Source organism: Lachnoanaerobaculum gingivalis, assembly GCF_003862475.1.
Lineage (GTDB): Bacteria > Bacillota > Clostridia > Lachnospirales > Lachnospiraceae > Lachnoanaerobaculum > Lachnoanaerobaculum gingivalis.
The window spans coordinates 327,024-346,609 of record NZ_RRCO01000002.1 but is presented as its reverse complement, the minus strand read 5'-3'; the positions used below and the strand labels follow the sequence as shown (position 1 = coordinate 346,609).

Below are 19,586 nucleotides of genomic sequence, written 5' to 3'. Positions count from 1 at the left end.
AAGGAGAAAAAGATATGTCATTAGAAGAGATTTTAAAGAACAAGCTTGGTAAGGAAATTTCATCAGCTTCAGATGCGGAAATTTATACAGCACTCTTGAACATTACAAAAGAGAAGATGGAAGGCATGGAGCATAATACAGGAAACAGAAAGCTGTACTATATTTCAGCAGAGTTCCTTATCGGAAAGCTTCTCTCAAACAATCTGATAAACCTTGGAATGTTTGATGAAGTAAGAGAGATACTTGCTAAGAACGGCCATAGTATAACAGCGGTTGAAGAGGTTGAGCCTGAGCCTTCTCTTGGAAACGGTGGTCTTGGACGTTTGGCGGCATGCTTCCTTGACTCTATCGCAACACTTGGATTAAACGGTGACGGTGTAGGATTAAATTATCATGACGGACTTTTCTTGCAAAAGTTTGTAGACAACAAGCAGTACGAGGAAAAGAACCCATGGATTACCGACAACAGCTGGCTTACAAGAACGGATGTAAGTTTTGAAGTTCCTTTCAAAGATTTTACTTTAAAATCAACAATGCATGATATAGATGTTCCGGGATATCATCAGAGCAAATGTAATAAATTACATCTTTTTGATATCGACAGTGTGGATGAGTCTATTATCAGAGACGGAATAAACTTTGATAAACACGATATCGGAAAGAACCTTACATTGTTCTTATATCCGGATGACAGTGATGAGGCAGGACATTTACTTAGAATTTATCAGCAGTACTTTATGGTAAGCAATGCGGCACAGTTAATTATAAGAGAGGCTGAAAGTAGAGGTGTAGATCTTTACAGACTTCATGAACATGTATGCATTCAGATTAATGATACTCACCCTACTATGGTTATTCCTGAACTTATCCGTATATTGACACAGCAAAAGGGCTTCAACATGGATACAGCTATTGATGTTGTAAGAAAGACCTGTGCTTACACCAATCATACAATACTTGCCGAAGCACTTGAGAAGTGGCCAATCAGCTATTTGGAGAAGGTAGTTCCACAGTTATTGCCTATTATTTATGAGCTTGATGCAAGAATAAGAAGAGAGTTTAGTGATGAAAGAGTGTATATCATAGACAATCAGAACCGTGTACATATGGCACATATTGATATTCACTTCGGATATGCGGTAAACGGTGTTGCAGCTCTTCATACAGAGATTTTGAAAAACTCGGAGCTTAGGCCTTTCTATGATATCTATCCTGAGAAGTTTAATAACAAGACAAATGGTATTACATTCCGTAGATGGCTTGTTCATTGCAATCATGAGCTTTCAGAGTATTTAAATGAGCTTATCGGGCCTGAGTATATGGATAATGCCGAAAATCTTGAAAAGCTTCTTGCTTACAAGGACGATGAGAAGGTGTTAAAGAAGCTTAGAGAAATCAAAAAGGATGCTAAGATCGAGCTTAAGAAGTACTTAAAGCATACTCAGAACATTGATATTGATGAGAACTCGGTATTTGATATTCAGATAAAGCGTCTGCATGAGTATAAGAGACAGCAGATGAATGCTCTCTATGCTATTTACAAGTATAAAGAGATCAAGAAAGGAAATTTACCGAAGCGTCCGATAACTATGATCTTCGGAGCAAAGGCCGCACCTGCATATACTATTGCAAAGGACATCATTCATTTGATTTTGTGCCTGCAGCAGTTGGTAGAGAACGATCCGTCTGTAAGTCCATATCTTAAGATAGTTATGGTGGAAAACTACAATGTTACAAAGGCTGAAAAGCTTATCCCTGCTTGTGATATCTCAGAGCAGATCTCACTTGCATCAAAGGAAGCTTCCGGAACAGGAAATATGAAGTTTATGTTAAACGGTGCTGTAACACTTGGTACGGAAGACGGTGCCAATGTAGAGATTCATGAGCTTGTAGGTGATGACAATATCTATATCTTCGGTAAGAAGTCGGAAGATGTAATAAAGCTTTATGAAACAGGTTCATACTGTTCTGCAGATATCTATAACAACGACCCTGAGGTAGAGGAGTTGGTGGACTTTATTATCAGCAAAGAACTTATCCGTATCGGAGATCCGATGAATCTGTGCAGACTTTATAAGGAAATTGTAAATAAAGACTGGTTTATGGCACTCCTTGATGTAAAGGATTATATAAAGACAAAAGAGCAGATGTTAAATGACTATGAGGATGAGTTAGCTTGGTCAAAGAAGGCACTTGTAAATATAGCAAAAGCAGGATTCTTCTCATCAGACAGAACCATTGCAGAATACAATAATGATATCTGGCATTTATAAGGAGAATTTAATGAAAAAAACAGGAATTTTAATGCCGGTTTCAGCTCTCCCTTCCACCACAGGTGTAGGAGAGCTTGGCCGGGCTTCCTATCAGTGGATTGATATAATGAAGGAGAATGGCGTAAAGATTTGGCAAATTTTACCGCTAAATCCCGTAGGATACGGAAACTCTCCTTATCAACCATATTCTTCATGTGCAGGTGACGAGATTTATATCAGTCTTGACTTGCTTTTTGAAGCAGGATTACTTGATAAGAAACCTGATAAATTTAGAGAAAATGCCAAAAGAGTTGATTATACGGCAGTAAGAGCTTTTAAAGAGAGCTACCTAAGAGAAGCTTTTGAAAAGTTTAAGGCCAAAGACGGACAAAATGATCCTGCGTATAAAGACTTTATTTCACAGGAGTGGGTATATACCTATGGTGTATTTCGTGCTCTAAAGCTTGAAAACAACGGCGATTGTTGGAATGATTGGAAGCCTGAGTACAAGAATTGGTCAGGAGATAAAAGTGCTCTTTCAAAAAATGTAGAAAAAGAAGCCGAATACCAATGCTTTCTTCAGTATATTTTCTATACTCAGTGGATGGATGTAAAGAAATATGCTAATGAAGCAGGCATTGAAGTCATGGGCGATGTGCCGTTTTATGTCGGACTTGATTCTGTAGACGTATGGTCAGGTAAAGATAATTTCTTACTTGATACTGACGGAAGACCTATATTTATTGCAGGAGTTCCGCCTGATTATTTCAGTGCTACAGGCCAGAGATGGGGAAATCCTATCTATGACTGGGACTATTTAAAGAAAAATAAATATAAGTTCTGGGTAGACAGAATAGGATATAGTAATAAGTTATTTGATATTATTCGTATCGACCACTTCCGTGCATTTGATACTTTCTGGAAGATTCCGGCTTCATGTCCTACAGCTATTGACGGAGAGTGGATAGAAGCACCGGGCTATGAAGTAATAGATACCCTAAATAAGGAACTTCCGGGTGTAAATCTTGTAGCAGAAGATTTGGGAGAATTGCGTCCTGAGGTATTGGAGCTAAAGGATCACTATCACTTAAAGGGCATGAGAATACTTTTATTCTCTATCGATACAAAAGGGAAATATGCAAGGGATATATCAAATGATATAGAGAATGTTATTTTCTATACAGGAACTCACGACAATGATACTTTGATGCAGTGGTATGACGGATTAACAGTTGCTGCAAAGAGAAAGGTTAGAGAGTTTTTAAAGAAACAGGGTATAAAAGCAGGCAATATAAAGGACAGACTTTTGACCTATGTGTTAAAGAGTAAGGCTGAGTATGCCATTATACCTTTGGCAGATATTATAGGACTTGGTAAAGAAGGTCATATCAATACACCGGGAACAGTCGGAAGCCCGAACTGGGAATGGCATATGGTAGACTTCAAAAAGGCAAAGGAAGAACTGGGAAGATATAAAAATTTGATAATGAACAGATAATAGAAAGTGTCAAGACTCTTTGAAGTAAAAGGGTTTTGACACTTTTTTTGATTAAAAAAATAAAATAAATGTAATATGAAATTAAAATCGTATGATATAATCCTGTCTTTGACAGTTTCAAAAGTTAAAATACCCTTGAAATCCAGTGTTTTACCGGCTTTCAGGGCATTTTTATTTCGTTTTGAAACTTAAAAAATAGTATTTTATTTTCCTTTACTTTGTTTTTGTATTGTCCTCATTTGACTTTTTGTTATAAATTCAAAATCTGTATTAAAATGACAAATCTCATGTAGTTTATCTGTGAGCTCTGTTCGTTTATATAGAGGTATAAGAGAACGAGATGTTTTCCATAGATATCTTGACAAATATCGAATTTTGATTTATTATTAAATATAAATTCAGTATTGGAATGGAAAGAGGTGTGCTATGGCACAAGTATTAAAAGAAGAAGTTAGAAGTAGAATACTCGAAGCAGCAGAAAAAGTATTTTATAAAAAGGATTATAGAGGTGCCAAATTAACAGAAATTGCAAAAGAAGCAGATATTCCTGTGGCACTAATTTATACCTATTTCAAAAATAAGGAAGTTTTGTTTGATGCAGTAGTAAGTTCAGTTTATATAAATTTCGAGTCAGCCTTTGATGAGGAAGAGTCTTTGGAAAAAGGTTCCGCTTCTGAAAGGTTTGATGAAGTTGGAGAAAACTATATTAATGAACTTTTAAAAGAGCGTAAAAAGTTAATTATTTTAATGGATAAAAGCTCAGGAACGAAACATACAGAAGCAAAATACAAACTTATTTCACAAATGCAGGTTCATATTGAAGTAAGTTTAAAAAGACAATCAAAAGAGGAATATGATCCAATGCTTGCCCATATTTTAGCCAGTAACTTTACAGAAGGGCTTCTTGAAATAGCAAGGCACTATCAAAGTGAAAAGTGGGCAAAAGATATGCTAAAACTTATTGCGAGGTGTTATTACAAGGGAGTGGAATCCTTATAATCAGCACTAAAAAATAGACTTTGTGTAATCAGCAAAGTCTTACTTTAAACCTTAATATTGAATTATAATTCAATATTATTCAATTTTGAAAAGGAGAGTTGTTCATGCCGGAAAAAGAATTAAGAAAAAAAGTGATTGGGAAAAACGGCTTAGCTGGTTCACTTCTTGCTTTAAAAATAGTATTTGATTTGATACCACAAATCTTACTTGTATATTTGATTAGTTCCTTAATTACAAACAATATTAGCGAAGATAATTTGAAATATATCTTCTTAGGAATCTTTACTTCATTTGTATTAAAGGGAGTGTTTTACTATTTTGCGACAAAGGTTGCTCATGAGAAAGCATACGAGAAATTGACAGAACTTAGGTTAGATATTATCGGTCATCTAAAAAAACTAAGTTTAGGATTTTTCAAAAAACATAATACCGGAGAGCTTACCAACATCGTTCAACATGATGTAGAACAAGTGGAAGTATACCTTGCCCATGGTCTTCCTGAAATAATGTCAGTTACACTTCTACCTACCATTATTTTTGTAGCTATGATTTTTGTAGATTGGCGTCTTGCTCTTGGAATGATTGCCGGAGTTCCACTCATGTATTTGGTAAAAGTTCTTTCACAGAAAACAATGGATAAAAACTTTTCGATTTACTTTAACCATGAAAACAAGATGAGACAAGAATTGATGGAGTATGTAAAAAATATTTCTGTGATTAAGGCTTTTGCTAAAGAAGAGGAAATTAGTGAAAGAACATTAAAAACGGCAAGAGAATATATTTACTGGGTTAAAAAGAGCATGGGAGCAATTACAATTCCAATGGGACTTATTGACATATTTATGGAAATTGGAGTGGTAATTGTCATGATTTTGGGAAGTATCTTTCTTTATTATGGGAATATTACAACTCCTAATTTTATTCTTGCAATAATTTTATCGTCTGCTTTTACTGCATCTATAAGTAAGACAGCTACATTGCAACATTTTTCTATTGTGTTTAGGGAGGCATTAAAGGCGATTGGAAAAGTTTTAACAGTTCCGCTTCCAAACAAAAAGACAGAACAAGGTTTAGAATTTGGAAACATAGAATTTAAAGATGTGAATTTTGCATACGGAAAAGATTGCTTTGAGCTAAAAAATATCAATTTAACTTTTAAGAAAAATAGCTTGAATGCCTTTGTAGGTGCAAGCGGTTGTGGGAAAAGTACCGTATCTAATTTGCTTATGGGATTTTGGGATGCAGATGAAGGACAAATACTGATAAATGGGAAAGACATAAAAGAATATAGCCAAGAAAATATCTCAATGTTGATTGGTAGTGTGCAACAGGAGGTTATCCTTTTTGATTTAAGCATTTTTGAAAATATAGCAATCGGAAAACTAAATGCAACAAAAGAAGAAGTCATAGAAGCTGCTAAAAAAGCAAGATGCCATGACTTTATTTCAGCATTGCCAAATGGATATGAAACACGAGTAGGTGAAATGGGAGTTAAGTTATCCGGTGGAGAAAAACAAAGAATCTCCATAGCAAGAATGATACTTAAAAATGCACCGATTTTAATATTAGATGAGGCAATGGCAGCTGTTGATAGTGAAAATGAAAGACTAATCGGTGAAGCGATTGATGATTTAAGTAAGAATAAAACCATTATTACAATTGCTCATCATCTAAATACGATTAGAGATTCAGACCAAATTATAGTTATGGATAAGGGTGCTGTTCTTGATGCAGGAAGCCATGAAGAGCTGATGAAAAGATGTGAGTTCTATAAGGATATGGTTGAAGCACAGAACAAGGTAGATAGATGGAATTTGAAAGACGGAGGTGGTAACAGAAAATGTTTAGAGAAATGTTAAAACTACTTACAAAAACCGGGAAGAGAGATTTGATTATATCAAGTGTATTCTTTGCCCTTTATGGACTAAGCTCCATAGCCATGATTGTTATCGTATTTTCTATACTGTTTCAGATATTTGATGGGACGAGTTTAGCAAGCCTATATAAATATTTTATTGCGATTGGATTACTTGTAGTCTTCAAAGGTATTTGTAATATGGTCGCAGATATGAAAAAGCATAGTGCAGGTTTTGATATTGTTCAGCAAATCAGAGAACGCATGATTATCAAATTAAAGAAATTCAGTTTGGGATTTTATACCAATGAACGACTTGGGGAAATAAATACAATTTTACACAAAGATGTTGATAATATGTCCCTTGTTGTAGGACATATGTGGTCAAGAATGTTTGGTGATTTTTTGATAGGTGCAGTCGTATTTGTTGGTCTTGCAAATATGGATATAAAGTTGGCACTGATAATGGCAGTATCCGTTCCGATTGCACTTGCCTTTCTATATATGACAATTAAGCAATCTGAAAAAATAGAAAATCAGAACAACTTAAGCCTTCTTGATATGGTTAGCCTATTTGTTGAATATGTGAGAGGAATACCTGTATTAAAGAGTTTTGGGGAGAATAAGAGCTTGGACAATGAGCTTATGAATAAGACAAAGAAGTTTGGAGAAACAAGTAAATCAGCTTCAAGATTTAAGGCAAAACAATTATCTATATTTGGGTTTTTACTGGATATTGGATATTTGGTTCTTTTAACCTCTGGAACAATATTTGTTGTAAAGGGAAATCTTGATGTACTTAATTTTATTATCTTTGTGGTAATTTCAAAAGAGTTTTATAAGCCATTCGCTTCTATGGAACAACACTATATGTACTATGTTTCGGCGGTAGATAGTTACGAAAGACTTTCAAGAATTTTATATGCAGATGTAATACCGGATAAAGTAGATGGGATTGTTCCTAAAGATAATGATATAGCTTTTGAGACCATTGGTTTTTCCTATGAAAAAGATGAGTTCAAAATGGAAAATTTGAGCTTTTCTGTTGCTGAAAAAACAATGACAGCCTTAGTTGGAGAATCAGGTAGTGGAAAGACTACTATAACTAACTTGCTTTTAAGATTTTATGATGTGCATAAAGGGAAAATTACACTCGGAGGAATTGATATAAGGGATATTCCTTATGATGAGCTTTTAGATCGTATCAGTATTGTCATGCAGAATGTTCAACTGTTTGATAACACGATTGAAGAAAATATCAGAGTAGGTAAAAAAGGAGCTACAAAAGAAGAAATCATCAAAGCTGCAAAGAAAGCAAGAATCCATGATTTTATTATGAGTTTGCCAGAAGGTTATGAAACGGATATTGGCGAAAACGGCGGAATATTGTCAGGTGGACAAAGACAAAGAATATCTATTGCAAGAGCCTTTCTGAAAAATGCACCGATTTTAATTCTTGATGAAATGACAAGTAATGTTGATCCTGTAAATGAATCTTTGATACAAGATGCTATTACAGAACTTGCAAAGAATAGAACTGTACTTGTAGTGGCTCATCATTTAAAAACAATTCAAAAAGCTGACCAAATTCTCGTATTTCAAAAAGGAAATTTACTTGAAAAAGGAAAGCATGGCGAACTTCTTGCGAAAAATGGTTACTACGCAAAATTATGGAAAGCTCAGTACGGGGTATAACCATGATTTTGTTAAAAGATGTTTCTTATGAGTGGGAAGATGGACGAACTGCTTTAAAAAATATCAATCTTGAAATTAAAAAAGGTGAATTTGTTTTAATTTCAGGGAAAAGTGGAAGTGGTAAAAGCACTCTTGGAAGTGTGATGAACGGTCTTATTCCACATTATTACAAAGGCAAAATGCAAGGAGAAGCCTTTGCCTCCGGAAAAGATATAAGTAAATTATCGCTTCATGAAATAGGGCGTATTGTAGGTACTGTATTTCAAGATCCAAGAAGTCAGTTTTTCACGACAACGACAGATGAAGAAATAGCTTTTGGGCTTCAAACTATCTGCAAATCAAGAGATGAAATCAAACAGAGGGTAGATGAAGTATATGCAGAACTGGATACCCCGGAACTGAAAGGAAAATCTGTTTTTGAATTATCAAGTGGGCAGAAACAAAAGATAGCTATTGCAAGCATCTATGCAATGAATCCCAAAATTTTAATTTTAGATGAGCCTTCAGCAAATTTGGATATGAAAGCAACATTTGACCTATTTTTAATTTTGGAGAAATTAAAGAAAAAAGGAACAACGGTTGTTCTAATTGAACATCGTTTGTACTATGTAAAGTCTTTATTTGACCGTTTTCTTTTGATGAAAGATGGAGAAATTGCACAGGACTTGAGTCGTGAAGAAGTTATTTCTCTTAACCAAGAGTTTTGGGATGAGAATGGACTAAGAACTCTTGAATTAGAAGAATACAGGATAAGCGAAAAGAAAGATTCATATCAATTAAATGATGAAAGTATCAGTGGAAAAGGCTTGAAATTTTGTTACCCAAGTACAACTAAGGTTGGAAATAAGCAAAACCAGTACATCTTAAATCATCTTGATTTCAATATGGAGTGCGGAAAAGCCATTGGTCTTATCGGCTTAAATGGTACCGGAAAGACTACATTTGCAAGAGTGATTTCAGGACTTGAGAAGATAAAAGAGGGGAAAATATGGACGGAAAAAGATAAAGAGTTGAATCATAAAGATTTAATGGATATGTCATATTTTGTCTTTCAAGATTCAGACTATCAGTTGTTTTCGGAAAGTGTAATTAATGAAATGCTGCTTGGTATTTCAAATAAAGCTAAAAAAGAAAATACCCAAAAGGCAAAGTCTATTTTGAATGTTCTTGGCTTAGATAAATACATTGATAAGCATCCGTTTGCTTTATCAAGAGGAGAAAAACAAAGACTGACAATAGCTTGTGGAATGATGAAACAGGCAAAAGTTTTTATTTATGATGAACCAACATCGGGTTGTGATAAGGACTCAATGCTTTCAGTTGCAAAACTGATTGAAGAACAATTAAAAAATGGGACAACAGTTTTGGTGATAAGTCATGATTTTGAGTTTTTAGCAAACACGGTGAGTGAGGTTGCGGTAATGGAAGATGGAAAAATAGAAAAAGTTTTGAATATGAGTGAAAGTAATAAATTTCTCATATTAGACAAGATGAGAGGAGGTAGAGAGCTTGATAGATAGAAAAACAGTCGATCCGAGAATAAAACTTACTCTACTTCCAATTGCCTCCTTTACGAGCTTTTTTATAAGCGATACGATTCTACTTTTCGGACTGGTTGTCTTTGTCTTTTTTCTATATGTATATAGCAGTATGTGGAAAAGAGCATTACGCTTTATTTTGTTTTTTGTGATTTTATACTGCATAGAGTTAGGGCTTGGAAAGTTCCGGGAAGCAAGCATTGTATTTGCAATATATATGTTTATTTACTTTGCGTCAAGAATGACCTTAATTGCTATGTTTGGTGGATATATAACAAAGACTACAAGTGTAAGTGAAATGCTGGAAGCGTTAAATAGAATGAAAGTACCAAGGAGCATTGGCATACCTTTTAGTGTTTTGCTTAGGTTTGTACCAACTATAAAAATAGAATTTAAGGCTTTAAAAGAGAATATGAAGATTCGAGGAATCATAACAAGCAGATTTTTCCCGTTGCTACATCCAATTAAATATATTGAATATACGCTTGTTCCACTTTTAATGAGAATGATTAAGATTTCAGATGAACTGTCAGCTTCAGCACTCATTAGAGGACTTGATAGTGATGAAAACAGGGTTACATTAACAGAATTGCGGTTTAGAACAACGGATTTATTGATTGGACTATTAGGGGCTTTGATGATTGCTCTTGTGATAGTAATACAGAAAATTTATTAGGAGACTTTTATGAAAAACAAATTAAATGGTCGTGATTTTATTACAATCGGAATCTTTAATGCAATTGGAATTGTCATATACATGGCAGCCAGCTTTGCAATGGCAACAACAGTTATAGGAGGATTTATTGCTTCAGGAGTTAGTTTCATGGTAGCTGCTACCGTTTATATCCTTATGGCTGTGAAGGTTAAAAAGAAAGGAGTATTTACAATATCAGGAACGCTTCTTGGTTTAATTGCGTTGTCAGGAGGACATCTGCCTCATGCAGTCTTTGCTGTAATCGGTGGAATTATATGTGATTTGATTATAGGAAATTATGAGAGCAAGGGACGAATGATTATTGGATATGGAACATTTGCATTAGCAGATTTTTTAGGAACAGTAATTCCTGTGATTTTGTTCGGAACAGCTTCTTTTGTGGAAAGAGCATCAAAATGGAAAATGAGTGAAGCGAGGATAAATGAAGCACTATCTTATTTCAAAGTTTCGTGGGCAGTAGGTTTTGGACTTGCCACTTTTGTTCTTGCTTGCGTAGGAGCATTTGTTGCAACAAGGATACTTAAAAAGCATTTTGAAAAAGCAGGAGTGATTTGAATCAATTTTCATCTGAAGAAGTTTTTCTTTATCAGTGTGATAACGGAATAATGCAGAATTATTGGTCTTAAATGATTTACTGAAAAGTTTATCAATGCCAAGTTTACTTACGAAATCTTTTATAAGAAGTAAGTCTGCATCGGAAGATAAATCGCCTCCATTGAAATTAATTTTAATTTTCCTATTGCTTTCAAGTGATAAGGTGTTTACAATACTCATAAAGGGCTCCTTCGTGTGATTTTATTGATTTTTAGCACCTTAATTTACCCACAAATGGACGCTCTTTTTTTATTCACTTAATAGGTGAGAGCAGTATTTTGTTAAAATATAGTAATTGTATGGCTTTCAGTCACTTTCATGGTGTTACCATGAATAATCTAGGTTAAAGATATATTGACTAATGACAATTGGGAAAACGCACTGATCGTCATTTTTATGAGAGTATTGTGTATAATAACTGATAATAGGTGAGAAAAATGAACATAAGATCTTTTCATAATCCGGATGAACAAAATGGGTATTTAAGTAACCGGCATCTTTCAGACTTTAAAATAGATTCGATACGGTTTTCATCAATGGAACAGTATATGATGTATAAAAAGGCTATTATCTTTGAAGATACGGAAATTGCAAAGAAAATTTTAAAAACTAAGGATGTTTCAGGAATAAAGGCACTTGGAAGGCAGGTTTCAAATTATAATGATACATATTAGAACGGAGTAAGGCGGATTATTGTATACAAGGGTTTGCTTGCAAAGTTTGCTCAGAATGATGATTTAAAGAAAAGACTTCTTAATACAGGTAATGATATACTTGCGGAATGTGCTGTACAGGATAAAATCCGGGGAATAGGACTTTCAATGAAAGATACAAACAGATGTGATATGGCAAAGTGGAGAGGTGAAATATGTATATTACAAAATATTGGGGAGATTTTATCGGCGGTTCTGATGACAGCCTGAGTCTTGTTGAGTTTTTGGATGACCTGAATAAAGAAGAAATTACTCTTAAAGAAATATTTACAGGTATAGGACTTGATAGGCAGAATATGGATTTTAGGCAAACAGTCGAGAATCTCGGGGTTATTAATTCGACCGGTCTTGAAATGGACTTTTATTATGCGATAGATGTTGTTACAGACCTTGCAGCTATTTTGTTGGAATGTAAAATTAGCGGACATGTAAATCTTAGAGAGTTGGATGACAATGAAGATGCCAAAAATCGATGTATACGAGTTGTAGCCACAGAAGAAGAATATACGGGTATAAAAGCTGCTTTGGAAGACTTTGTAAAAGATCCGAAGTCATATGATTTATATGAAATGATAGGTGATGATATCATAGAGATGGCGGAAATTGTAAAAAAACTTAGAAAAGATCTGCTGCAATATGAGCTATAATATGTTTTGGAGATTGCTATGAGCATTAAATTTACAAAAGGTATCGATAAAGACAATATTTTACTTTTATGTAAGTGGTCAAATGAAAGAGGAGCGATATTTCAAGAGCAATGGATGGGATCTGAAGTTTCATTTCCGTTAACTTATGAAAAAATAGAAAAGCTTGACAACAAATTTTCTATCTTTAATGAAGAAGAGTTTATAGGAATGATACAAGAGGTGAAAATCGAAAAAGATAATATTCATATAGGTAGATTTGTATTAAATCATATAAAAACAGGAGCCGGTCTTGGAACAAAGGCATTGAAAGAATTTATAGATTTTATCTTTAAAGATGAGAATATTCGAAGTATCTCCTTAACTGTATTTGACTTTAATAAAAGTGCAAGGAGAGTATATGATAAGCTGGGTTTTGAAATTTATGAAGTGATTGAAACACAAAAGCTGAAGTATATTATGAAAAAGTTCAGATAATTAGAGGAACTTATCAAAGATAAGATGGAGGCAGTAACGCAAGTATTTAAAAGATAGCAAATTTCAGTTTGTATAAACAGGAAATTTATAAATTAAAATTTACGGAGATAAAATTGAAAGGTATAGATGTTATATACAAGCAGCATATCTTAACACTCACAAGATTTTGGGGTGACAACAGATTATGTTTGTTTGCGAAAAATCCAAGTCAAATTAATATTCCAAAAATGGAATTTGTGGGTGGATACCCTAATGAATGGTGTATTTTTATTGATAATCTTACTGAAGATGAAAAGGCTGAGATTAAAGATATCAATGGAAGACATATCAGCTTACAGGAAATAGGCATTTAAATCCCGGAGTTGCAAATATTGTAAAATTACAATTCACAATATTTGTAAAACTACATACTGAAAAAGTCGGAATGAGTAGTCATTTTAAATAATGAGAAAGTCACAGAACCGGAATGCCAGATTCCTGTTTTGTGACTATTTTTAACTCATATTTATTTTGATGCCTATATAACCTCAGCCAGTTTCTCCGCAAAGGTTACAGCATATTTTATATTTCTTGCCGCTTTTTCTATAATCCATGAGCGAATACCATATTTGTCTTTTGGTTCTGAAAAAAGACGCTTGTTATTATAAGCTGCAATATAGATGCGAGATTCATTGCTGTATAGGGAAAGTCCACAGTCAGAAGTATTGTTGTTAAACAACTCGATAACAGCAGGGGTTAAGAACATTCTTGCTGATTGTTCGTCAGTACAGTAGATGTTGTAGTGATTGTTTTGCCATATATCATCTACATCTATTTTCTTTCCGCCTGACATGGCGCTAAGATAGCCTCCTTGGGTTTTGATATTAAGGAAATGTTTTGTAGGAACAATTCGCAAATTCCCTTTTAAAGAGTGAATATTCTTTATCGAATAGGCTTGTCCGATAAAATTGGTAATATCATCAATATATTCTCTTTCTTTTTTTTTTCATGGTGATATCTTCTTGGTATAGTGTGTGCATATAAATCCACTATTTCAAGATCCTTTTCATTGTTAAGCTTAAGTATTCCGGATTGGATATAGTATTTTGAGGCGGGAACTACCTCTTCTACATTGTTTGGAGAAATATCATGTTCTATGTCAATTTTTGCTGAAGGATAAATGATTTGCAGGATTGGTACAAGAATTTCACTCTCGTAAAGTCTACGCAGTTTGTCTTTTTGATTCGATTCCCAACCCGGACCGATAAATGCAAAAATCAATACACTTAGGATTTGAAGCACTAAAAGGAATAGAATCAGCCTGGCAATGAACATCATAAGTTTATCCACAAAAATACTGTCCGAAAGGAGACCCATATCTTTTAATAAGAATAGACCGCCACCGACAATAAAGCTAAAAAATAGCAGAATAATATTTCGAACAAAATAATTTTTAACCTTTTGACTACAATTGACAGTATTTTTGACAGCTCTCCAACTACGCTTAAATCGTGATGTTTTCCATAGATTATTTAGTTTATTTGTTTCTTCAGCGGTTAAATTTATTTCCACGATTGTCTCCCTTCTTTTTATAAAATAATTTAAGCTTTTTCAAGACCTTATACCGGGACAAGAAGACTATTTTCTGATTTTTTAAGTATAACATAACTGAGCTATAATTTGTAATAGTACTATTATTGTATGGACTATTATTTTTGAAAATAATACCTGTTGTGGTATATTTAAAATTGTAAACAACAATATATAATAGAATAATGTATAATAATTATAAGACATTGCAGATTCAAGATAAGTAGACAGTAGCATTAAAAAGGTCTACTGCTACAGATTCACTCAGGAGTAAATCATGAATAAAAACTTTAACAAATTTATATACGACAGGCACAGAAATATTATTTTCAGCCTTCAAAACAGCAGGGTAAAGGAAATTAAATTCCATAATAAAATACTTACGCTAAAGCCCGATATATTATTTAGATATATCGACAATGAAGAAAAAGAATATACAGGTGAAGTCTTTTTTAAAGATTGCGATTTGGACCTATGCAGTGTATTGATTTTTAATAAAACATTAGGTAAAGGTCGCTTCATGGGAAAGTCTGTCACTTTAGAGGAATTTATGGATAGTTATAAAGATTCAGAATTTGAAATTATTACAGAAGGATATTTTGCAAATTCAACTACTTACTCAGGATGGCTTTGGAAGGATGGGAAGAATCCGGTATCAGCCATTATGTATATTTGGAACAGTGGAAATATGGAGTATTGTGTTGATGATGAAGACATACTTTGAGTATAGACAATATAAGGTAAATATAATATCCCATCTTCAACAGTTTGGGAATAGAAAAGTGGCTTGAAACCCTGTATTTACAAGGCTTTAGCCACTTTTTTAAGTATCTAAAAAATGTTGTATGGAAAGTTCAAGTTGAAATCTTTTTTATTTTTTTATTTAAATCTTTTGGCTGATAGTATTTCTTGTCCAATTCAAGATTAAAGATAGCATTTAATGACGTTAGTACTTGTGAATTATCATATGTTGACATATAGCATACATCTTCTAAATTAGCTACCTGCATGTTATTCAAAGTTTCTATAACATTCTCTACAGTGAAATGCGTTCCATACATATCCAGCTTCTTTTCCAGAATCCTATATATTAAAAGAGCTGTGTAACAGACCATAAAGTGTGCTACTATTCGCTCTCTATTTTGATGAAATACAGGTCTGGCTGAAAAATTGGTTTTCATTATTCTAAAGCAATCTTCTATCTTGTATCTGTTTGAGCTAATTTCTAAGATATACTTAGCTGAATCTTCAAGATTTGTTGCCACTGCATAGAATCCATCATACTTTTCTTCTTCATTTATGGCTTCTTGGTTAAGTTCGTAGGTATCTACAGCTTTTTCACCGGAGGATGTTGATGTGGTTCGTTTTATAAAACGAGTTATATCATTTGCCCCTTTTTTATAGGTTTCGGGGTCCAGCTTAGTAAGGAGCTTCTTAGCCCTTTCTATCTGGCGATTTCGTATAAATCTTTGATATTCCATCATTTTTCTTGAGAATGAGACAATGATTTTTTGTGGAACTACGGCCTTTGACTTAACTTTCTTAATAGTACCATTCTTACATGCCTTTTCTTCATAAAGTCCAAGGTCAAATGCCTTATCAGCAGGGATTATCTTGTATATCCTATCATCGTACAGTTCTGCATTAACTTTATCAAACCTATCAAAATCTTTCATTTGCTGAATAGTTGCAGGTTTATCATTAGATAATAGGCGATAATCAATATCACTAAAAATAGCTTCTTTTAACGTATTAGAAAGCATCTTTATGGATTGAGTAACAATAAAAGCTCTGCCACCCATAGAATTAAAATTTCTGATATTTAAAGACCCAAGACCGGCATCAGCACAATAAATAAACTTTTTGCCCTTAAACATAGTTATTAGCTTTTGTTCTAAAGGAATAGCAGTAGTTTGCTCATTATCAGAACCGGAAGTAATGCACATAGATAGTGGTATACCGTCTTTGTCCATAAATAGTCCCATTTGTACAATAGGATTTGGTCTATGTTCTTTACTCACACCATATTTTCGTAGACCTTTAGTCACTTCACCGGTTACAGGATCAATATAATCTTCGTCATTTGATTCTATTTCAAAGTAATAGTTTGAGCAGTCAAAAAAACATACCGAGGTATCTCTCTTTATTAATTTCGTACTTGCATCATATAGATGAGAAATATACTCATCATAATGATCATACATAATGTCAAGTGTACGAAGAATGTGTTCGTAACCAAATGTGGGTTGCTCATAAAAGCTAACAAGATTCTGATGAGTACCTAGCTTGGAGTCAGGATTAAGTATACGAGAATAAGTGAGGAATCTATTTACCAGATTTGGGTCAAACTGTATTCTAGTATCTTTTATTATATTTTTGAAGAAGGCTCCAATCTTGAGATCATGGTAAATTTGCTGAAGGAAAAAATATCCTATGTTTAAAAGTTTAGACTTAGATACTAAATCATCTTGATAGGTGATTTTTTCATTAAAGTCAAACTTAAAATCTAAAGCTACCGATTTATTGTTTTTTAACTCCTCATTATATCTTTTGACCTCATCAAGAGCGTAAGCCAGAGGGTCAGCGGTAGTTTTTAGAAGTTCGGAATGTTTTCCTATGCGAACCACATTTTTAGTAGTAGTCTTTTTTCCGTTTCGGATTCCTCTTTGAATAAAATAAGTAGGATCCTTCGATTTTTTGTCATACCAAAGTTTCATACTTCATTATATCATATAATACAACAAAATACAACAATAAAATAAAAGAAATTTGACACAGAAAACCCTTTATTTATAAGGCTTTAGAGGCTGTTTGCATGTAACAAACTGTTGAAGACCCGATATTTTGCAAATTCAACTACTTACTCAGGATGGCTTTGGAAGGATGGGAAGAATCCGGTATCAGCCATTATGTATATTTGGAACAGTGGAAATATGGAGTATTGTGTTGATGATGAAGACATACTTTGAGTATAGACAATATAAGGTAAATATAATATAATTATTTTATAAAAGGGAGTGAAGCAATGTATTCATTTGAATGGGATGATAATAAAAACATTATAAATAAAGCAAAACATGGTGTCGGTTTTGAAGAGGCGAAAACAGTATTCTATGATGAAGAGGCACTGGTGGAATATGATGACCTACATTCTGATGTTGAAGAAAGATTTCGTATTCTAGGATGTAGTAGTATAGGAAATATTTTAGTTGTTGTTCATTGTATTCGAAAAGAGTCTATTATAAGAATAATATCTTCAAGAAAAGCGACTTCAAATGAAAGAAAAAACTATGAGAGGGAGTATTTTATCATGAGTGAATCTATGAGAGATGAATTTCTTGAAAAGGAGTTTGATTTTAGTAAAGCTATAAAAAATCCATACATTAAAGAACTTAAGAAGCAGGTAACTATAAAGATATCGCCAACGGTTATAGACTATTTTAAAGAAGAAGCTGTAGAAACAGGTATTCCGTATCAAACCTTGATTAATCTATATTTGACGGAGTGCGTGAGAGAGAAGAAGAAACTTGATATCAGTTGGAAATAATTATTTAATTTTAAGTATTTCAATTGTATAAAATCAGGTGTATAATAAACTAAAATTATAAATGAAAGGAAGTAAAGCTTATGAAAGCTAATTATGATATAGTTGTTATCGGTTTCGGTAAGGCAGGTAAGACACTTGCCGCAAAGTTCAGTAAATCCGGTAAGAGTGTTGCTTTAGTGGAGAAAGATAAAAATATGTATGGAGGTACCTGCATTAATGTAGGTTGTATTCCTTCAAAGCGTCTTATAACGGATGCATCAAAATCTCCAAACGGAGAGTTTGAAAAAAAAGCACAGCATTACAAGGAGGCGGTTGCTGAAAAGAAGAAACTTACAGCAGCTCTTAATAAGGCTAATTATGATAAGGTAGCAAGCACAGGTGCTGACATCATCGACGGAACGGCATCATTTAAGGACAATCACCATATAGTTGTTTCAACTAAAGACGGAAACATAGAAATAGAAGCTGATAAGTTTATTATCAATACCGGTTCTGTTACTGTAATACCGAAGATTGAAGGAGCCGACAGTAAAGGTGTATATACATCGGAGTCTATTATGAATCTTGAGGAATTACCAAAAAGACTTACTATTGTAGGTGGTGGTTATATCGGACTTGAGTTTGCTTCTATGTATGCTGATTTTGGTAGTAAGGTAACTGTAGTTCAGGACGGCGATGTATTCTTGCCTAGAGAAGATGAGGATATTGCAAAAGCTATACATGAAGTACTGGAAGCGAAAGCTGTAGAGATAGTTACCGGTGCAAAGGTAACTAAGGCCGAAGAAGGTAAATTATATTATGAGGTAGCAGGAGAGACAAAGACTTTGGACTCTGATGCAATTTTACTTGCTGTAGGTCGTAGACCGAATACTGACGGTCTTGGATGTGAGAATGCAGGAGTTAAGCTCAATGATAGAGGTGGCGTAGTGACGGATGAGCATTTGAAGACAAGTGCAGATAATATCTGGGCAGCAGGTGATGTTTGCGGTAAGCTTCAGTTTACATATATTTCACTTGATGACAGCAGAATCATTTGGGATGAAATTACGGGAGAGGATAAGAGAACTACTGAAAACAGAGGGGCTTTCTCTTATTCGGTATTTATAAATCCACCGTTCTCAAGGGTCGGAATGAGTGAAAAAGATGCAAAGGCGGCAGGCATGGAATACAAAGTTTTAAGCCTTAGTGCCAATGCTATTCCAAAGGCTAAGGTTTTAAGAAAGACAGACGGTTTGTTAAAGGCTTTGGTTAAAGCAGACGGAACTATTCTGGGTGCAGAACTTTTCTGTGAAGAGTCATATGAAATGATTAACTTTATAAAGCTTGCAATGGATCATGGTATCAAAGCAAAGGATATAGCAAACTTTATATTTACACATCCTACGATGTCTGAGAGTCTAAACGACTTATTTGCAATGTAATATACTAAAACGGTATCAAGTAGACAATTTTGTTACTTGCTACCGTTTTTTATTTATAAATCTTGATTT

Annotated in this window: 17 protein-coding genes and 2 pseudogenes; 15 read left to right on the top strand and 4 right to left on the bottom strand. The window is 33.9% G+C overall.

Annotated elements, in window-relative coordinates:
* Positions 1–14: 14 nt before the first annotated feature.
* From EHV10_RS05800 to EHV10_RS05765, 8 genes are all read left to right on the top strand, one after another.
* Positions 15–2,273 carry a glycogen/starch/alpha-glucan phosphorylase gene (locus EHV10_RS05800; RefSeq protein WP_128673845.1) on the top strand — a complete coding sequence of 753 codons (2,259 nt, stop codon included), beginning with the start codon at positions 15–17 and terminating at the stop codon, positions 2,271–2,273.
* A gap of 10 nt (positions 2,274–2,283) precedes the next feature.
* Positions 2,284–3,750 (top strand): 4-alpha-glucanotransferase, encoded by a 1,467-nt coding sequence (gene malQ, locus EHV10_RS05795; RefSeq protein ID WP_128673844.1) that lies wholly within the window; start codon positions 2,284–2,286, stop codon positions 3,748–3,750.
* A gap of 426 nt (positions 3,751–4,176) precedes the next feature.
* On the top strand, positions 4,177–4,749 hold the full coding sequence (locus EHV10_RS05790; RefSeq protein ID WP_128673843.1) for a TetR/AcrR family transcriptional regulator: 573 nt from the start codon (positions 4,177–4,179) through the stop codon (positions 4,747–4,749).
* Positions 4,750–4,853: 104 nt separating this feature from the next.
* Positions 4,854–6,608, top strand: a complete 1,755-nt coding sequence (locus EHV10_RS05785; RefSeq protein WP_128673842.1) for an ABC transporter ATP-binding protein — start codon at positions 4,854–4,856, stop codon at positions 6,606–6,608.
* Positions 6,590–8,299: an ABC transporter ATP-binding protein gene (locus tag EHV10_RS05780; RefSeq protein WP_128673841.1), complete on the top strand. Its 1,710-nt coding sequence runs from the start codon at positions 6,590–6,592 to the stop codon at positions 8,297–8,299. The genes EHV10_RS05785 and EHV10_RS05780 overlap by 19 nt, the downstream gene beginning before the upstream one ends.
* Positions 8,300–8,301: 2 nt before the next feature.
* On the top strand, positions 8,302–9,819 hold the full coding sequence (locus EHV10_RS05775) for an ABC transporter ATP-binding protein (protein WP_128673840.1): 1,518 nt from the start codon (positions 8,302–8,304) through the stop codon (positions 9,817–9,819).
* Complete coding sequence (locus tag EHV10_RS05770; RefSeq protein ID WP_128673839.1) at positions 9,809–10,513, top strand: energy-coupling factor transporter transmembrane component T; 705 nt, start codon at positions 9,809–9,811, stop codon at positions 10,511–10,513. The genes EHV10_RS05775 and EHV10_RS05770 overlap by 11 nt, the downstream gene beginning before the upstream one ends.
* A gap of 9 nt (positions 10,514–10,522) precedes the next feature.
* On the top strand, positions 10,523–11,107 hold the full coding sequence (locus EHV10_RS05765) for an MptD family putative ECF transporter S component (protein ID WP_128673838.1): 585 nt from the start codon (positions 10,523–10,525) through the stop codon (positions 11,105–11,107).
* A 9-nt stretch (positions 11,108–11,116) separates the two neighbouring features.
* Here the strand turns inward: EHV10_RS05765 and EHV10_RS05760 are convergent.
* A pseudogene (locus tag EHV10_RS05760) lies at positions 11,117–11,326 on the bottom strand (transposase); the annotation flags it as partial.
* 257 nt (positions 11,327–11,583) lie between these two features.
* Between EHV10_RS05760 and EHV10_RS05755 the strand changes: the two are divergent.
* The 4 genes and pseudogenes from EHV10_RS05755 to EHV10_RS05740 all read left to right on the top strand — a co-directional run bounded on the left by EHV10_RS05755 (position 11,584) and on the right by EHV10_RS05740 (position 13,333).
* Positions 11,584–12,069: pseudogene (locus EHV10_RS05755) on the top strand (NADAR family protein).
* Positions 12,015–12,506, top strand: a complete 492-nt coding sequence (locus EHV10_RS05750) for an imm68 putative immunity domain-containing protein (RefSeq protein WP_128673837.1) — start codon at positions 12,015–12,017, stop codon at positions 12,504–12,506. Before EHV10_RS05755 ends, EHV10_RS05750 begins: the two are co-directional and overlap by 55 nt.
* Positions 12,507–12,524: 18 nt before the next feature.
* Positions 12,525–12,980, top strand: a complete 456-nt coding sequence (locus EHV10_RS05745; protein ID WP_128673836.1) for a GNAT family N-acetyltransferase — start codon at positions 12,525–12,527, stop codon at positions 12,978–12,980.
* A 113-nt stretch (positions 12,981–13,093) separates the two neighbouring features.
* Positions 13,094–13,333: a hypothetical protein gene (locus EHV10_RS05740; RefSeq protein ID WP_128673835.1), complete on the top strand. Its 240-nt coding sequence runs from the start codon at positions 13,094–13,096 to the stop codon at positions 13,331–13,333.
* A 164-nt stretch (positions 13,334–13,497) separates the two neighbouring features.
* On the opposite strand, the gene EHV10_RS14920 is transcribed toward EHV10_RS05740, so the two are convergent.
* Both EHV10_RS14920 and EHV10_RS14915 read right to left on the bottom strand, forming a co-directional pair.
* Positions 13,498–13,875: a DUF3137 domain-containing protein gene (locus EHV10_RS14920; RefSeq protein WP_243116082.1), complete on the bottom strand. Its 378-nt coding sequence runs from the start codon at positions 13,873–13,875 to the stop codon at positions 13,498–13,500.
* Between the two features lie 26 nt (positions 13,876–13,901).
* A complete protein-coding gene (locus EHV10_RS14915) occupies positions 13,902–14,531 on the bottom strand; it encodes a DUF2207 domain-containing protein (RefSeq protein WP_243116081.1) in 630 nt (209 codons plus the stop codon).
* A gap of 295 nt (positions 14,532–14,826) precedes the next feature.
* Between EHV10_RS14915 and EHV10_RS05730 the strand changes: the two genes are divergently transcribed.
* Positions 14,827–15,273 (top strand): hypothetical protein, encoded by a 447-nt coding sequence (locus tag EHV10_RS05730; RefSeq protein WP_128673834.1) that lies wholly within the window; start codon positions 14,827–14,829, stop codon positions 15,271–15,273.
* Between the two features lie 130 nt (positions 15,274–15,403).
* Here the strand turns inward: EHV10_RS05730 and EHV10_RS05725 are convergent, their stop codons facing one another.
* A complete protein-coding gene (locus EHV10_RS05725; RefSeq protein WP_128673213.1) occupies positions 15,404–17,266 on the bottom strand; it encodes an IS1634 family transposase in 1,863 nt (620 codons plus the stop codon).
* Between the two features lie 308 nt (positions 17,267–17,574).
* Between EHV10_RS05725 and EHV10_RS15210 the strand changes: the two genes are divergently transcribed.
* Positions 17,575–18,096: a BrnT family toxin gene (locus EHV10_RS15210; protein ID WP_128673833.1), complete on the top strand. Its 522-nt coding sequence runs from the start codon at positions 17,575–17,577 to the stop codon at positions 18,094–18,096.
* A gap of 80 nt (positions 18,097–18,176) precedes the next feature.
* The gene (locus EHV10_RS05715; RefSeq protein ID WP_128673832.1) at positions 18,177–19,517 is read left to right on the top strand and encodes an FAD-dependent oxidoreductase; all 1,341 of its coding nucleotides are present in this window, start codon (positions 18,177–18,179) and stop codon (positions 19,515–19,517) included.
* Positions 19,518–19,586 lie beyond the last annotated feature (69 nt).

Coding starts and splice junctions, on each gene's coding strand:
- EHV10_RS05750 (WP_128673837.1), top strand. CDS start 12,015: ATGTATATTACAAAATATTGGGGAGATTTTATCGGCGGTTCTGATGAC.
- malQ (WP_128673844.1), top strand. CDS start 2,284: ATGAAAAAAACAGGAATTTTAATGCCGGTTTCAGCTCTCCCTTCCACC.
- EHV10_RS05745 (WP_128673836.1), top strand. CDS start 12,525: ATGAGCATTAAATTTACAAAAGGTATCGATAAAGACAATATTTTACTT.
- EHV10_RS05715 (WP_128673832.1), top strand. CDS start 18,177: ATGAAAGCTAATTATGATATAGTTGTTATCGGTTTCGGTAAGGCAGGT.
- EHV10_RS05800 (WP_128673845.1), top strand. CDS start 15: ATGTCATTAGAAGAGATTTTAAAGAACAAGCTTGGTAAGGAAATTTCA.
- EHV10_RS05785 (WP_128673842.1), top strand. CDS start 4,854: ATGCCGGAAAAAGAATTAAGAAAAAAAGTGATTGGGAAAAACGGCTTA.
- EHV10_RS05725 (WP_128673213.1), bottom strand. CDS start 17,266: ATGAAACTTTGGTATGACAAAAAATCGAAGGATCCTACTTATTTTATT.
- EHV10_RS05790 (WP_128673843.1), top strand. CDS start 4,177: ATGGCACAAGTATTAAAAGAAGAAGTTAGAAGTAGAATACTCGAAGCA.
- EHV10_RS05775 (WP_128673840.1), top strand. CDS start 8,302: ATGATTTTGTTAAAAGATGTTTCTTATGAGTGGGAAGATGGACGAACT.
- EHV10_RS05780 (WP_128673841.1), top strand. CDS start 6,590: ATGTTTAGAGAAATGTTAAAACTACTTACAAAAACCGGGAAGAGAGAT.
- EHV10_RS05730 (WP_128673834.1), top strand. CDS start 14,827: ATGAATAAAAACTTTAACAAATTTATATACGACAGGCACAGAAATATT.
- EHV10_RS15210 (WP_128673833.1), top strand. CDS start 17,575: ATGTATTCATTTGAATGGGATGATAATAAAAACATTATAAATAAAGCA.
- EHV10_RS05765 (WP_128673838.1), top strand. CDS start 10,523: ATGAAAAACAAATTAAATGGTCGTGATTTTATTACAATCGGAATCTTT.